The sequence below is a fragment of the Streptomyces sp. NPDC094143 genome (assembly GCF_040303825.1).
GTDB lineage: Bacteria > Actinomycetota > Actinomycetes > Streptomycetales > Streptomycetaceae > Streptomyces.
On record NZ_JBEOTZ010000034.1, the window covers coordinates 67,803 to 83,022 of the forward strand.

Here is a 15,220-nt window from a genome sequence, read left to right on the forward strand (position 1 = left end):
CGGATCGGCACCGCGCGCCGCGCGGCCGCCAGAATTCCTCCCATGACCACCACAGCCCACCCCCTGGTGACCGCCGCACGGCGGCTGGCACGCGATCTCCTCGTCCCACAGGCCGAGCGGGTCGACCGGGCGGAGGTCCCGGCGAGCCATGTCGAGGCGGTCAGACGCGCGGGGCTGCTCGGGGTGGGCGCGCCGCGGGAGTACGGCGGGGCGGCCGCGCCCGTCTCCGCGGCCCGGGAGACCGCGGAGATCCTGGCCGGTGCGTGCTGCTCCACATGGTTCGTGCAGACCCAGCACCACACGCCGGTGAAGCTGATCGCCACCTGCGACTCGCCGGTGCGGGAGAAGCTGCTGCGGCCGCTGGCGACGGGCGAGCTGATGGCCGGTATCGCGTTCGCCCACGTCCGGACCTTCCCGCGAGTGCCCGTGCGGGCGGTCGCCGAGCGGGGCGGCTGGCGCTTCGACGGGCGGGTGCCCTGGTACACGGGCTGGGGCCTGAACGACGTGATGCTACTGGCCGGTGTGACGGGCACGGCCGAGGTGGTGTTCGTCGTCGCCGACGCCCGGGAGCAGCCCGGGCTGACCCCGTCGGCGCCGATGCGGCTGGCCGCCCTCACCGCAGCCCGCACGGTCTCCCTGGAGCTGGACGGCCAGTGGGTGCCGGAGGAGTCCGTGGTGCTGCGCATGCCGCGGGAGGAGTTCGCCCGGGTCGACCTGGCGCGGGCCGCCAACGCCAGTCCGGCCGTGTTCGGCGTGGCCGGCGCGGCGCTGGAGCTGGTGGCCCGGTCACCGGAGGGCGAAGAGACGGCCCGGGTGCTGCGCGAGCGGCTGGACGGGGTCCGGCGGGAGTCCTACGAACTGGCCGATCACCCGGCTACGCACGAGTGCGTCCCGGAACGGCTGGCCGTGCGGACACGGGCGTTCGACGTGCTGCGGGCGGCCACGACGGCGGCGATCGTGGCCGGGGGCGGCCGCGCCATGGCCCTCGACAGCCGGGCCCAGCGGCTGGCGCGGGAAGGGATGTTCCTGCTGGTGCAGGGCCAGACGTCCGAGGCACGCCGGACCCACCTGGGCTCCCTGGCGTCCGGCTAGCCGGGCCCGTGTCTCCTTCGCCCGCGCCGGCGGAGCAACGGGCCCTCGACCGGATTCCGTAGGAAGCGGTCGAGGGCCCCGGCCGGTTGTGTGGATCCTGCTCACCAGGGGCGGGCTGCCCCGGCAACCGTCCGGGTGTGCGGTCAGCCCTCGTCGTCCGACGGGACCACCACGAGGAAGGCGTCGGACTCCAGGTCCATCACGACGGTGGCGGGCTCGCCCTCTGCGCGCCGGCGCGCCGCGTACTCCTCGGCGGGCCAGGATCCGCGCGGCGACCCTGCCGGGAACCGCTCCAACACCTTCGCACTGATGGCCACAGTCACGTCCGCTGCCCTCCCCAGTCCGGCGCCGCCCGCCGGGGCGACGACGATCGGTCATTGTCGTACACATCCGGTTGCCCCCGATCCGCCCGGACATGTACCGGCGGGTACAGAGTTCCCTTCCGACCTCTGTCGCCGAGCTGCGGGACCGGTACGCCCCGATGCTCGCCGGCCGCGATGTGGCACTCGTGGACGGACCGGTGTTCCTGCTCGGTCCGCACTGCGCCGCCTAACCGTGGATCGTCCACTACACGGCCAGCCAGCCCCCGCTCGTGACCCACGACCTGATCATGGGCGTCGCGATCGGCCTGCTGGCGCTCGGGTTCACGCGGGCTCCGGAGTGGATGTACGGCCTGAGCTGTGTGGAACAACATCGTCATCGGCGCGTCGGCCGTGATCCTGGGACCGGTGTGCGCCGGCACGGCGGCGAAGGCGTCACGCCCGTGATCCCCGCGGGTATGGCCGCGAGTACACGTAGGGCGTCGTTGAGGTCAGGGCCAGGAAGCCCAGCCGCTCCAGGACGGGCCGGCTCCGGCTGGAGGCGTCGACCCGGAGGAGGTCGTGGCCTCGGGCCGCGGCGACCTGGGCACGGTGGGCCACGAGGGCGCGGTAGATGCCGCGGCCACGCCACTCCTCGACGGTGCCGCCGCCCCACAGGCCGGCGAAGCGTGTGCCGGGCACCGGCTCCAAGCGGGCGGCGCTGACCGGCTCGTCACCCGCCATCGCCACGACGGCGACGACGCCGTCCGGACCGGCCGCCAGCCGGGCGAGCAGCTCGCGGCGCAGCCAGGAGCTGTCCGCGCCGAACGCCTGCTCGTGGACGTCGGCCACGAGCCCCACGCCGTGCGCGTCGGTGACCGGTACGAAGCGGACGCCCCGCGGCGGTTCGGCGTCCAGGGTCAGACGGGAGACCTCGCCGAGCATGAGCGTCTCCTGCGGCCCGGGCGTGAAGCCGGCCGCGCGCAGCCGCTGCCCGAGGTCCACCGGCCGGTCGTGCCCGTACAGCTTCCACTCGAACTCCAGGCCGAGCGCGGCGTAGTGGCCGGTCTGCTCGGCGATCGCCGCGCCGGCGGTGTCCTCGTCGAGGGCGGACCACAGGACGCCGTTCCAGCCGGGCGCGGTGGCGGTCTGGCGGACCATGGCGCCGGCCCGCTCGACACGGGCGTCGCCGGGGCCGTCCGGCCGCGCTCCCTCGCGCAGGTCACGGTCGAACAGGGCGAGCAGCGCGGCATGATCCATGCGGGCCATCCCAGCACCGGCCCGGCGACCGGGCAAAGCGTTTTCCGGTACCTCCGTGCGGCACTGGCCCCCACGCGTTCTCCGGCACCCCCGCGCGACGCGTGGCCACGCCGTCGCTTTCGCCCCGCGGGTCAGCGCCCTAGGGTCCTGGTGATCGCGTCGTCATGTAAGGAGCCCCGGACATGGTCGTCCAGGAGACGGAACTGCCCTATCTGCGCCGCTGTGTGGAGCTCGCGGCCGAGGCGCTCGACGCCGGGGACGAGCCGTTCGGCTCGGTCCTGGTCGGCGGGGACGGCACGGTCCTCGGCGAGGACCACAACCGGGTGGCCTCCGGCGACCGCACCCGCCACCCCGAGTTCGAACTGGCACGCTGGTCCGCCGCCCACCTGGCGCCCGAGGAACGGGCGGCCGCCACGGTCTACACCTCCGGCGAACACTGCCCGATGTGCGCGGCCGCCCACGCCTGGGTCGGCCTCGGCCGCATCGTCTACGTCGCCTCGTCGGAGCAACTCGGGTCGTGGCTGAAGGAGTTGGGCGTCCCCGCGCCGCCGGTCCGGACGCTGCCCGTCCAGGAGATCGCACCGGACGTCATCGTGGACGGGCCCGTGCCCGAACTCACGGAGCGGGTGCGGGAGCTGCACGTACGGTTCCATCGCGGGCGCGGCTGAGGACAGCGGCGCGGCAGGGCTCGCGCGGCCCGCCCGTCCGGTCCGGCACGGGCCTGACGCCCGAGATGCAGGACCGAGCGATCGAACCTACGATCGAATGCACCAGACCAGGCGTACATCCCGGTCCCCCCGAGGGGGGAGGCGCATGTCCTCGCAGGCGAGACGGCTGCTCACGTCCGCCCACCTCGCCCTCGTCGCAGCCGTCTCAATCGTGTACATGACCGACCCGGTGGTGGCCCCCGCGATGTGGGCCGTCATGGGGCTGTCGGGTGCCTGCGCCCTCCTGATCGGAACGCACGTGTACCGGCCCGCCCACCGGTGGCCCTGGTGGGTCCTGGCCGCCGGCCTGCTCACGTTCATCGCGGGCGACACGTACTACTTCGTGATGGAGGAGCACCTCGGGGCCTCCAACCCGTTCCCGTCCCCGGCCGACGCCTGCTACCTCGCCATGTACCCGCTGTTCGCGACGCAGCAGCGGGCCATCAGCATCACCCATCCCCTCGGTGACATCCTGGTGCTGGCACTGCTGGCGCGGCTGCTCACCCCCAGCCCGGTCGACGGCTCCGACCGCGCCGTACGCCTGCTGGTCCTCGGCACGGTGACCTCGCTCGCCACCGACATCGCCTACGGGATCCGCTTCCCGCTGCGGATGAAGGGCTAGACGGCGATGACGATGCACAACGACGACGTGGACTGGGACCGCTGGCCGGTCGCGGACTACCTCGCGGAGAACTACCGCGAGGTGCACGCGTCGGACGCGGCCGTCATCGCGCACCACGCGGCGTTCTACCGGAGTCTGCCGGCCGGCGGGATCACGCGCGCGGTGGAGTTCGGGGCGGGGCCCAACCTGTATCCGCTGATGCTCGCGTCCGCCGCGTGCCGCGGAATCGACGCCGTGGAGGCGGGGGCGAGCAACGTCGCCTACCTCCGGGACCAGATCTGTCACCGTCTCGACGCGAGCTGGCTCCCCTTCCACGCGCTGTGCCGGCGGCACGATCCCCGGGTGCCGGCGACGCTGGCCGGGGCGCTCGCCCCGGTGAACATCGTCCACGCCGACGCCCGGTCCCTGCCGCCGGGCCGGTACGAACTGGGCTCCATGCACTTCGTCGCGGAGAGCGTGACGGAGGACTTCGCCGAGTTCGCCGGCTTCTGCCGCGCCTTCGTCCGCGCGGTCGCCCCCGGTGGGTACCTGGTCGCCGCGTTCATGGAGAACATGCCGACCTACCGCATCGGCCCGGCGTCCCACTGGCCCGGCTGCCCGGTCGACCCGGCGACGATCACCGAGGTCTTCACCCCCCTGACGCGCGACCTGGACGTCACCCACATCGACACGGACCCGAGCCTGCCTGACTACGGTCACTCGGGCATGGTGCTGCTGACGGGGGTGGCGGAGGCGGTCTGACCGGACGCTGATCGCCCGGGCCCTCCTCCCCCAACAGGCCGGCACCGGACAGGGCGGCACCGGACAGGTCAGTTGTTCGTCTCCCTGTTCCCGGTCGGGCGGAAGCGTCGGCGCAGGACCACTCCGCCGAGCACCAGCGCCGCGCTCGCGGCGACGGTCTGGAGGGTGTGGTCCGTGCCCGTGTGGGCGAGGGCGCCCCGGGCCTGCTGCGGCGCGATGTGCCGGTCGGGTTCCGGAGCCGGACGCGTGCGGGGCGGGGCGGACGGTTCCGGGGCCGGCTCCGCCGGGTCACGCGGCCGGACCGGGCGGTCGCCGGGCGTGTTCGAGGACTCGTTGCCGGTCGACGGGTTGCCGATGCCGACCACGTCCACGGTGTTGCCGGTGACGTTGACGGGGAGGTCGACCGGAAGCTGGACGCCGTTGCCGGACACCACGCCCGGCGAATCCTTTCCCCGGCCCTCGGCGACCGCGCCACCGCCGGAACGACCCGGCCGCTCGGCCGTCCGGCCGTCCTCGTTCGCGCAGGCGTTGCCCGCGGCGGGGTTCAGCAGCCCCACCACGTTCACGGTGTTGCCGCACACGTTCACCGGGACGTGCACCGGCAGCTGGACGGTGTTGCCGGAGACCACCCCGGGCGAACCGGCCGAAGAGCCGTCCGCCCCGGAACCGGCGTGCGCGGGGACGGTCATGGCCATCGCGCCCGAGGCGGCGGCGACGGCGATGACACCGTTTCGGGTGACCCGCTTCATAGGTTCCCTGCCTTCCAGACATCGTCGCGGGCACTCACCCGCACGAGATAGAACGCGGGCCGCCCGATCCGAGTTATGGCTTATCGGCCTTTCACTCCATCGAGCGGCCCGCTTGTCGAACTAGCGGTAAAGACCCTCGTATGCGAGGAAAGCGCGCAGGATAGGCCACTTCTCCCCGCCCCGCCCGCCCGGAGGCGAGTCCCAGGGGGCCCGCTTATCGTGGGCGAGGGCGCCGTGGGGCGCCCCTGGAGGCATCGATGCTGGCCAAGCTGTCCACGCGCCCCCCGATCCGGCGCTGCGCGGTCGCCGGCGCGGCCGGACTGGCCCTGCTGGGCGCGGGGCTGCCGGCCGCCGCCGACCCCCCGCCCGGCCTGGCGCGTTTCTACGACCAGAAGGTGAAGTGGTCGGCGTGCGCGGGACCGGACATGCCGAAGGACCTGCAGTGCGGCAAGGTCACCGTCCCGCTCGACTACGACCGGCCGGAGCGGGGAACGCTCGACCTCGCCGTCGCCCGCTACCGGGCCACCGGTGCCTCCCGGGGCTCGGTGCTGCTGAACTTCGGCGGCCCCGGCGGCCAGGGCGTGGGCCAGCTCGCGCTCGCCGGCGAGGAGTTCATGGACCTCACCGACGGCTACGACGTGGTCTCCTTCGACCCCCGCGGAGTCGGCCGCTCCTCACCGGTCAGCTGCGGAAGCGCCTCCGAGGACGCCCTGGACGCCACCGACGGCAACGCCGACGTGACCGATCCGCAGGCCGTGCTGGCGAAGCTGCGCGACGCGGCGGCCGAGTGCGCCGAGCACTCGGGCCCGGTCCTGCCCCACATCGGCACCGTGAACGCCGCTCGCGACCTGGACGTCGTGCGCGACGCGCTCGGCGACGGCAAGCTCAACTACCTGGGCTTCTCCTACGGCAGCCGGCTCGGTGCGGTGTACGCGGCGCAGTTCCCGAAGAAGGTCGGCCGCATGGTGCTGGACGGCGTCGACACCCTGACCGAGCCGCTGGCGGAGCAGGGCGTGGTGAGCGCGCGGGGGCAGCAGACCGCGCTGGAGAACTTCCTCACCTGGTGCACGGAGGACATCGCCTGCCCGTTCGGGCAGAACCCGCGCGAGGCCCAGGAGCACGTCGTCGAGGTCGTGGAGTCGCTCGACCGGGACCCGGTGCCGACGGACTTCGGCGAGGCGTTCTCCGGCCAGGACTTCGCCGGCGCCCTCGGGCAGGGCCTCTACAGCAGGGAGCTGTGGCCCTCGCTCCAGCGGGCCGTCGCCCGGCTGCTGGAGGAGGGCGACACGAGCGGCCTCGAGGCCTTCCTGCACGGCGGCTTCGCGCTCCCGCCGGCCAGGGCCCACCACGGGCTGACCGACCCGGAGGACGTGCCCCTGGACAACCTGCCGGCGGCGCTGATGGCGATCAACTGCGCGGACGATCCCGACCGCCCGGCCGCCGCGCAGGTCACCCGGGACCTGGGCCGGCTGCGCGCCCGCTACGAGCAGGCGTCACCGGTCTTCGGCCGGTACCGCCTCACGCAGGTGCTGATGTGCTACGGCCGCCCCAAGGGCACCGACTTCATCCGCGACGAGGTCAAGGACGTCGACACGCCGCGCATCCTGCTGGTCGGTACCCGGGGCGACCCGGCCACCCCGTACCGCTGGACGGTGGAGACGGCCGAGCGGCTGGGGTCGTCCGCCGTGGTGCTCGACAACCGGGGCGAGGGCCACACCGGCTACGGCTCCTCCTCCTGCGTGCACCGCAAGGTCGACGCCTTCCTGCTGTACGGCACCCTCCCGCCGGACGGCAGCTCCTGCGGCTCCGACCACGACACCGAGTGAGCCCCGGGTGAGCCGGTGAGGGCCCCGGGGCCGTGCCCTCAGCCGAGGGCGACCTCGGGTGCGTACAGCTCCAGCCACATCGCCAGGTCCAGGGTCCGCTCCAGGCCGCGCCGCGCCGCCTGGCCACTGACGGGCGTGTCGCGCCGGACGATCCGGCGCAGCCGCCCCGGGTCGACGAGGTCGAAGACCGGGTGGGCCGGCCGGGCGAGGAGCTCCTCGGCCTGCTCGCGCAGGGCCACCGCGTACCGCGGGTCCTGGGTGGAGGGGTAGGGGCTCTTGACCCGGTCGTAGACCGACCGCGGGATCAGGTCCGCGGTCGCCTCCCTCAGCAGGCTCTTCTCCCGGCCGTCGAAGGACTTCAGCGCCCAGGGCGCGTTGTAGACGTACTCGACGAGCCGGTGGTCGCAGAACGGCACCCGGACCTCAAGGCCGACGGCCATGCTGGCGCGGTCCTTGCGGTCGAGCAGGATCCGTACGAACCGGGTCAGGTGGAGGTGGCTGATCCGCCGCATGCGGAACTCGAAGTCGCTCTCGCCGTCCAGGCGTTCGACCCGGGCGGCGGCGGAGCGGTAGCCGTCGGCCACGTACGTCTCCAGGTCCAGGGCCTTGACCAGGTCGGGGCGCAGGACTTCGGTGTCGTCGCCGAAGTGCCGGCCGAGGCTCACCAGCCAGGGGAAGGTGTCGGCCGTGCGCGCGTCCTCGTCGAAGAACTGCCGGTAGCCGCCGAAGACCTCGTCGGCGGACTCGCCCGACAGGGCCACCGTGGAGCGTTCGCGGATGGCCTTGAACAGCAGGTACAGGGAGGCGTCCATGTCGCCGAGACCGGCCGGGAGGTCGCGCGCCCTGATCACCTTCTCGCGTACGGCGGGGTCGGCGAGGGCGTCCGGGTCGAGCACGATGTCCTGGTGGTCGGTGCCCGACGCCCGGGCCACGTCGTGGACGAACGGGGTGTCGGGGGTGGCGCGCAGTTCGTCGGCGACGAAGTGGTCGGTCCGGCCGGCGAAGTCGACGGCGAAGCTGCGGACCTTCTCCCCGTGCGCGCCGAGCTGCCGGGCGGCGAGGGCCGTCATGGCGGAGGAGTCGAGTCCGCCGGAGAGCAGGGTGCAGCGGGGCACGTCCGCGACGAGCTGGCGCCGCACGATGTCGTCGAGGAGGGAGCGGACGGTGCTGATCGTGGTGTCGCGGTCGTCCTCGTGGGGCCGGGTCCGCAGCTCCCAGTAGACGCGGCTGCGCGGGCCGGCGCGGTCGACGGTGACGACGGTGCCGGGCTCGACCTCGCGCATGCCCTCCCAGACGGCGTGCCCGGGTGTCTTGACCATGCTGAACAGCTCGCGCAGGCCGTCGAGGCCGACCCGGGGCTGGGCCAGCGGGTTGGCGAGGATCGCCTTCGGTTCGGAACCGAACAGGACGCCGTCGGGGGTCGGTTGGTAGTAGAGGGGCTTGACGCCCATGCGGTCGCGGATCAGCACCAGCCGGTCGGTGCGGCCGTCCCAGACGGCGAAGGCGTACATGCCGTTGAGGCGTTCGGCGACGGCGTCGCCCCATTCGAGGTAGCCGCGCAGCACGACCTCGGTGTCGGAGTCGGTGGTGAAACGGTGGCCCCGGGCGGCGAGCTCACCGCGCAGTTCGGTGAAGTTGTAGGCCTCGCCCGAGTACACGAGGGCGACGGTGCCGTGCGGGGTGGCGGCGGTCATGGGCTGGCGGCCCCCGGGCAGGTCGATGATCGCGAGCCTGCGGTGCCCCAGCCCGGCGGGGCCCTCGGCCCACACGCCCCGGTCGTCCGGCCCGCGGCAGGCCATCGTCTCGGTCATCGCGTCCAGGGTCGCGGCCTCGGCAGTCAGGTCGCGGTCGAAGGAGACCCAGCCGGTGATGCCGCACATACACGTACCTCCCGCAAACTTGATGTAGTAACCATCTATATTTCGAGCCTGTTACACCCGCGGACCACGGTCAACTCACCCGCCGCGCCCCGGCTGACCCCGACCCTCCGATTCCAGCCAGCCTTTGCACGCGCAATACCCCGTGAGCCGCCTCCCGCCGGGGCCACCCCCGTCGGAAATCCGCCAGCGGCAAAGACTTGCCCAACTCCCGTCCGACGGAGCCCGACACGGGTGCGCTGATTGCCCCGAATGCCCTAAAGGTCAATCGGCTCTATCGTGCTGTCATGGAGCACGTTCTGAGTCCCGCGTCCCTTGCCGAGCTGCGGCGCCCGCGCCCCTACCCCGCGGTCTCCGTGCTGACGCCGACACACCGGCGCGAGCCCTACAGCGCCCAGGACCAGGTCCGGCTGCGCAACGCGGTGGCCGAGGCGAAACGGCGACTGGAGGCGGACCCGGCGGTCACCCGGGAGCGGCGCGCCGAGGTCGCCCACCATCTCGACCGGGCCCTGTCCGAGGTCGACCCCACCCACACCGAGGACGGGCTGGCGATCTTCGCGGCCCCCGGTGAGCACCAGGTGTGGTCGCTGGCCCGGCCCGTGCCCGAACGCGTGGTCCTCTCCGACACCTTCCTCACCCGCAACCTCGTCTCGGCCCACACCGCCGGGCGGCCGTTCTGGGCCCTCTCGCTCGCCGCCGACCGCGCGACCCTGTGGAACGGCGGCGTCGACCGCGTCCTCGAGGCCCGCCTCGGCGGCTTCCCGCTGACCCGGCGCACGGAGAACTTCGACCCCGAGCGGCAGCAGCGGACCGGCGACCAGACGAGCACCTTCCGGGAGGAGCGGACCCGGCAGTTCCTGCGCGAGGCCGACACGGCGATGGGCGCCGTCCTGCGCGACCGTCCGCGCCGGCTCTACGTCACCGGCGAGCCGGCCGCCCTCTCCCTGCTGGACGACGCCGGCAGCGCCACCAGGGGAGCGGTGCGCGTCCCGCACGGGGGACTCGCGCACGGCACGCCCGAGGCCGTGTGGCAGGCCCTGCGCCCGGTACTGGAGGCGGAGGCCCGCAGCAACGCGGACGACGTGGCCCGGGCCCTCGAAACCGCTCGCGGGCGGCGGGCGTTCGCGGCCGGTGTCGACGAGCTGTGGCGAAGCGCCCGGGACGGCCGCGTCCGGCTGCTGGCCGTCGAGGAGAACTACCGCGCCACCGTCCGCGACTTCGGCGACCATCTGGTCCTGGCCGAGAGCGGCGACCTCGACTCGCGCGAGGACATCGTGGACGAGATCGTCGAGCAGTGCCTGGAGACGGGGGCCGACGTCCGCTTCGTACCGGACGGCACGCTGGGTGAGGCGGACGGCATCGCCGGGGTCCTGCGGTACTGAGAACCGGACCTCGAACACCAGACCGTCGAACACGCGCAGGAGCGCCCCCGCCACCCCGACGGGGCGTCAAGTTCCCTGTGCAATCTACGACTTGGCACACCCGGTGACACGCTTCCCACCTACCTCGGAGTAACTCGGCGAGACGGTGGCATATGCCAGAAGCACCACCGTATCGTGTGGTGCCAAATCCCTTACAGGGCGTCGCGGGCTGTGCGACAGTCGTAACGGTCCCTCCACCCGCCTTGGTCGTACCGTCCCGCATCGGAGTGCGTCATGCCGTCCCACCTCTCCGCGGACCGCCCCGCCGCCCAGCCGCCCGGACACGGCTCGGTCGACGCGCTCATCTCGCAGACGCGGCGGCTCAAGGGCGACGTGGACGCGGTGCGCCGCGACGCGGAGGGCGACGGGGCGGACCACCCCCGCGGACGCTGGCAGCGCGCCCTGTGCGATCTGGCGCTGCACCAGCTCGACGACCTCGACGAACACCTCGCCCAGCTCCGGGACGGCCCCCTCCCCACGGCGCCGGACCCGCAGCCCGCCACGCCCGTGCAGGGCTCGCTGCTCAGCCGGGTCGGCAGCGCCGAGTGGAACCTCCTGACGGACGAGGCCCGTTGGTCCGGGGAGCTCTACCAGATCCTGGGCCGCGACCCCGCCGCTCCCCCGCTCACCCTCGACGAGTTGCCGTCCCTGGTGCTCGACGAGGACCGGCCCGGGCTGACGGCGATGGTGACCAACTGCCTCGTCGACGCCCGGCCCATCGACGGCGAATTCCGCATCGCACGCCCCGACGGGGACGTCCGGACCGTGCACATGATGGGCGAACCGGTGCTCGACACTGACGGGAGCACCGCCTCGATGTGGGCCGTGCTGCGCGACGTCAGCGAACTGCGCCGCAGCCAGCGGGTGGTGAGCGAGACCCGTGACTCGCTCCACCATCAGCGGGAGGCCGCGCGGACCGAGCACCGGCTCGCGGTCGAGCTGCAGGAGGCCGTGCTGCCGCCGTGGCGCGGCTCCCTGCGGCTCCCGCACCGTGGCCCCCGGAGCCTGGACCTCGCGGCCCGGTACCTGCCGGCGTCCACGCGCACCATGATCGGCGGTGACTGGTACGACGCGCTCGAACTGACCGGCGGTGACACCCTGCTGAGCGTCGGTGATCTCACCGGGCAGGGCGTCGGCGTCACGTCCCACATGACCATGCTGCTGGGCGCCGTGCGCGGCATGGCGATGGCCGGGGCCCGGCCGGGACAGCTGATGGCCTGGCTGAACCAGTTACTCGACGCCACCGTGCAGCCCGCCCTCGGCAGCGCCGTCTGCTGCCGCTACCAGCCCGCGACCCGCACGCTGGTGTGGGCGCAGGCCGGACACCCCGCCCCGCTGCTGTTCCGCGACGGGACGGGGCGGGTCCTGGACAGCCCGGACGGTGTCCTGCTCGGCGCCACCACGGGCGCCGTCTACGGACAGGCCGAGGAGATCCTGGAGCCGGGCGACCTGCTCCTCCTGCACACCGACGGGCTGGTGCCCGGGCACACCGGAGCGGCGGCCGCGCATCTCCTCCTCGGCCTGGCGCCGCGCCTGGCCGCATCCGCCGACGCGGAGGACTGCGCACGGGCCGTCGTCCAGGAGTTCGGCACGGTCGAGCGCCAGGACAACGCCTGTGTACTCGTCGCCAAGGTCACGTCATAGGAATTCAGGCCTGTGCGCCGGCGCCGCCCCTGCCCTTCGCCTTCGGCAGCGCCAGCTTGATCTCCTCCCGCAGCTCCTGGATCTTCGGATAGCCCGAGTACTGGGCGGTGAGCCGGTACATCTGGCGCAGCCGGTCCCAGGTGCGGTGGGAGGAGTTGGATCCCATCGACACCAGGGCCAGACGGGCGTAACGGTCGGCCTGTTCGGGATCGTCGGCGATGAAGCAGGCCGAGGCCATCGACAGGTAGTCGAAGATCTTCGAGCGCTGCCGGCCGTCGACCCGCAGGGCCAGGGCCTTCTCCGCGTAGTGCTGGGCATGCGCGGCCGCGCCCGGCTCGAACTCGGCGAGCGTGCGGTAGGCCAGGGCCTGCATGCCGTAGAGGTCCTCCTCCTTGAAGGTCTGCATCCAGTCCGGCGGGGGGACGTCGGCCTTGTCGGAGACGAACAGGTCCTCCGCCCGGCCGAGCGTGCGCCGCATGGCCTGGCCCTTGCCCATCGAGGCCTGCGCCCAGGCCTCGATCGTGTAGAGCATCGCCCGGGTGCGGGGCAGCACTTCGTCGCCCGAACCGGACGTGGCCAGCTTCATCAGGTCCAGGGCGTCGTCCGGCCGGCCCAGGTGCACCATCTGGCGGGCCGCGCGGGAGAGCGCCTCACCCGCGCGGGGCCGGTCCCCGCCCTCTCTGGCCGCGTGCGCGGCGATGACGAAGTACTTCTGGGCCGTGGGCTCCAGACCGACGTCGTGCGACATCCAGCCCGCGAGGACGGCCAGGTTGGCGGCGACGCCCCACAGGCGCCGCTGGAGATGGGGTGGGTGACGGTAGGCGAGCATGCCGCCCACCTCGTTGAGCTGGCCCACCACGGCCTTGCGCTGGAGCCCGCCGCCGCGGGCCGCGTCCCAGGCGCGGAACACCTCGACCGAGCGCTCCAGTTCCTCGATCTCCTGCGACCCGATGGGGGCGGCCTCGTAGCGGTCGAACCCAGCGGGGTCGGCGTGCAGGGGATGGTCGAGGTCGGGGGCGTCGGCAGCCAGGGCAGGGTCGGAGTGCAGCCAGTCGTACATGGCGCTGCTGAGTGCGGATCCCGCGGCGAGCGCGGCGCCCGCGCCCACCAAGCCGCGTCGGTTGAGCATGAGGTCCATTCCCGTGAATTCGGTGAGGACCGCAGCCGTCCGCTCGGGCGCCCACGGCACACCGTCGGGAGTCTCCGGACTCCCGACGCCCTGCCGCTTCCCCGCACGCCCGTGCCGGACCAGACCGAGGTCCTCGATGGTCACGACACGGCCGAGACGCTCGGTGAACAGAGCCGCCAGCACCCGCGGCACCGGATCGCGCGGGATCTCTCCCATGTCGATCCACCGCCGCACCCGGGAGGTGTCGGTCGACAGCTGGGGATGGCCCATGGCCGCCGCCTGCCGGTTGACCAGCCTCGCGAGTTCGCCCTTGGACCAGCCGGCCAGGCCGAACAGGTCCGCGAGCCGGGTGTTGGGTCGTCCGCTCACGTCAAGCCCCCAGGTTCTCGGCTGAGTTGACAGTAGCCCGGCCGGACTTGCCGAGCGACTATTCGCCAGGGTTCGCCAGGGTGCGCCAGATGGTGTGCCACCGGTCATCCGGTGTCAGGTAGGAACGCGCCACCCCGACCCGGTCGCCGCAGGGACATTCCCCAGGGTGCTCCGGGGCTTCCGGGCCGGGTGAGCGCTGTCGTCGCAGGCACACGAAGGGATCTGTCTCGCCCATGTACGCAGCATCGTCCTCCGTGTCCGCACCGCCCCGGTCGCTCCACCCGCGTCCCACGGACAGCGGCCCCTACCTCGCCCCCGCGCGGCCGGCGGCCCCCGTGCTCGGAGGGGGCAGGGCTCGGCGTGGCGCGGTGCTCGGCACCCAACCGCTCAGCGGGAGACTCGACTTGTCCGGCCCCCAGGGCGCGCAGCTGCGCACCGCGATCGCTTCGGTGCACCGCATCTGCCCGGAGTTCGCCCCGGTGCAGGTGCTGCGCCGCACCGGCCGTTCCGTGCTCCTGGTCGGCACGACCGGTCGCAGCTCGGCCGTCGCCAAGTGTTTATTGGACCACTCCCCCGCCTGGTCCGAGCGGATCCGCCACGAGATAGCGGCGTACCGCTCGTTCGTCCGGCACCGCCCTCCCGTGCGGGCGCCGAGACTGATCGCGGCGGACCCGGACAACTGCACCCTCGTGATCGAGCGGATGCCCGGTCGGGTAGCGGCCCTCCAGCGGCACCCTGCCGAGGCGCCGCCCCGGGCGGACATCAGGGCGGCGCTCGGCGCGATCTGCCGGCTGAACGCCTGGCGGCCGCCGGCGGGTACGTTCGACGCCCCGCTGGACTACGCGGCCCGGATCGCGCGGTACCACGGGCTGGGCCTGCTCACCGACCGCGACCTGGGCGACCTGCAGAAGCTGCTGCACGGCATCGCGCAGGCCGCCGGGCGCCAGGGCATGGGCCAGTTCTGCCACGGCGACGCCCTGCTGTCGAACCTGCTCCTGTCACCGGCCGGTCCAGTGCTGGTGGACTGGGAGCACGCCGGCTGGTACCTGCCGGGTTACGACCTGGCGACGCTGTGGTCGGTGCTCGGGGACGCACCGGTCGCGCGCCGGCAGATCAGTCAGATCGCGCAGTCGGCGGGGCCGGCGTCCAGGGACGCCTTCCTGGTGAACCTGATGCTGGTGCTGACGCGTGAGATCCGCACGTACGAGACGGCCGTGCAGCGTTCGATGCACGACGCGACCCCGGCGGCACCGGGCTCGGCCCATCCTGGTGCTGCGCCGTCCGGCGAGGAGCAGCGGCTGTTGCTGCGGCGGCTGCACGACGACTGCCAGATGGCCCGGCGGGCCGTGCGCGCGGCGGTCGGCACTCGCTGACGGGGACGAAGCGGCCGCTGTGCGCCCGGCTGTACGGGCGGGGCTTGCTCGGCAACCATGTCATCATCGCCCCGGCCGGATCCGTGTTTGCCCAACGCGCGCTGGACGGGG

General features: G+C 73.2%; 13 protein-coding genes and 1 pseudogene. 9 read left to right on the forward strand and 5 right to left on the reverse strand.

Going from position 1 to position 15,220, the window contains the following annotated elements; all coding sequences use genetic code 11:
* Window positions 1-42 precede the first annotated feature (42 nt).
* On the forward strand, window positions 43-1,092 hold the full coding sequence (locus ABTZ58_RS32365) for an acyl-CoA dehydrogenase family protein (RefSeq protein WP_351364524.1): 1,050 nt from the start codon (window positions 43-45) through the stop codon (window positions 1,090-1,092).
* A 143-nt stretch (window positions 1,093-1,235) separates the two neighbouring features.
* Here ABTZ58_RS32365 and ABTZ58_RS32370 read toward each other — a convergent pair whose 3' ends face one another.
* Window positions 1,236-1,403, reverse strand: a complete 168-nt coding sequence (locus ABTZ58_RS32370; RefSeq protein WP_502996164.1) for a DUF8839 family protein — start codon at window positions 1,401-1,403, stop codon at window positions 1,236-1,238.
* Window positions 1,404-1,507: 104 nt separating this feature from the next.
* Between ABTZ58_RS32370 and ABTZ58_RS32375 the strand changes: the two are divergent.
* A pseudogene (locus ABTZ58_RS32375) lies at window positions 1,508-1,859 on the forward strand (SPW repeat protein).
* Here the strand turns inward: ABTZ58_RS32375 and ABTZ58_RS32380 are convergent.
* The gene (locus ABTZ58_RS32380; RefSeq protein WP_351364527.1) at window positions 1,848-2,651 is read right to left on the reverse strand and encodes a GNAT family N-acetyltransferase; all 804 of its coding nucleotides are present in this window, start codon (window positions 2,649-2,651) and stop codon (window positions 1,848-1,850) included. The pseudogene ABTZ58_RS32375 and the gene ABTZ58_RS32380 sit on opposite strands and share 12 nt — an antisense overlap.
* A 182-nt stretch (window positions 2,652-2,833) precedes the next feature.
* Between ABTZ58_RS32380 and ABTZ58_RS32385 the strand changes: the two genes are divergently transcribed.
* The 3 genes from ABTZ58_RS32385 to ABTZ58_RS32395 all read left to right on the forward strand — a co-directional run bounded on the left by ABTZ58_RS32385 (window position 2,834) and on the right by ABTZ58_RS32395 (window position 4,721).
* Complete coding sequence (locus ABTZ58_RS32385) at window positions 2,834-3,319, forward strand: nucleoside deaminase (protein WP_351364530.1); 486 nt, start codon at window positions 2,834-2,836, stop codon at window positions 3,317-3,319.
* Between the two features lie 145 nt (window positions 3,320-3,464).
* Entirely contained in the window at window positions 3,465-3,980 is a 516-nt protein-coding gene (locus ABTZ58_RS32390) for a hypothetical protein (RefSeq protein WP_351364533.1), read from the forward strand.
* Between the two features lie 6 nt (window positions 3,981-3,986).
* Window positions 3,987-4,721, forward strand: coding sequence for a class I SAM-dependent methyltransferase (locus ABTZ58_RS32395; protein WP_351364536.1), 735 nt, complete (start codon window positions 3,987-3,989; stop codon window positions 4,719-4,721).
* Between the two features lie 68 nt (window positions 4,722-4,789).
* Here the strand turns inward: ABTZ58_RS32395 and ABTZ58_RS32400 are convergent, their stop codons facing one another.
* Window positions 4,790-5,470, reverse strand: a complete 681-nt coding sequence (locus ABTZ58_RS32400) for a chaplin (protein WP_351364539.1) — start codon at window positions 5,468-5,470, stop codon at window positions 4,790-4,792.
* Window positions 5,471-5,727: 257 nt separating this feature from the next.
* Here ABTZ58_RS32400 and ABTZ58_RS32405 point away from each other — a divergent pair, with 257 nt between their 5' ends.
* Window positions 5,728-7,296, forward strand: coding sequence for an alpha/beta hydrolase (locus tag ABTZ58_RS32405; protein WP_351364542.1), 1,569 nt, complete (start codon window positions 5,728-5,730; stop codon window positions 7,294-7,296).
* 38 nt (window positions 7,297-7,334) lie between these two features.
* Here ABTZ58_RS32405 and asnB read toward each other — a convergent pair whose 3' ends face one another.
* A complete protein-coding gene (asnB, locus tag ABTZ58_RS32410) occupies window positions 7,335-9,176 on the reverse strand; it encodes an asparagine synthase (glutamine-hydrolyzing) (RefSeq protein WP_351364545.1) in 1,842 nt (613 codons plus the stop codon).
* A gap of 284 nt (window positions 9,177-9,460) precedes the next feature.
* Here asnB and ABTZ58_RS32415 point away from each other — a divergent pair, with 284 nt between their 5' ends.
* Window positions 9,461-10,555: a baeRF3 domain-containing protein gene (locus tag ABTZ58_RS32415; RefSeq protein WP_351364547.1), complete on the forward strand. Its 1,095-nt coding sequence runs from the start codon at window positions 9,461-9,463 to the stop codon at window positions 10,553-10,555.
* 273 nt (window positions 10,556-10,828) lie between these two features.
* Entirely contained in the window at window positions 10,829-12,238 is a 1,410-nt protein-coding gene (locus ABTZ58_RS32420; RefSeq protein WP_351364550.1) for a PP2C family protein-serine/threonine phosphatase, read from the forward strand.
* Window positions 12,239-12,242: 4 nt separating this feature from the next.
* On the opposite strand, the gene ABTZ58_RS32425 is transcribed toward ABTZ58_RS32420, so the two are convergent.
* Window positions 12,243-13,736 carry a DNA-binding protein NsdB gene (locus ABTZ58_RS32425; protein ID WP_351364553.1) on the reverse strand — a complete coding sequence of 498 codons (1,494 nt, stop codon included), beginning with the start codon at window positions 13,734-13,736 and terminating at the stop codon, window positions 12,243-12,245.
* A 233-nt stretch (window positions 13,737-13,969) separates the two neighbouring features.
* On the opposite strand from ABTZ58_RS32425, the gene ABTZ58_RS32430 reads away from it, so the two are divergent.
* Entirely contained in the window at window positions 13,970-15,109 is a 1,140-nt protein-coding gene (locus ABTZ58_RS32430; protein WP_351364556.1) for an aminoglycoside phosphotransferase family protein, read from the forward strand.
* The last annotated feature ends 111 nt before the right edge of the window (window positions 15,110-15,220 follow it).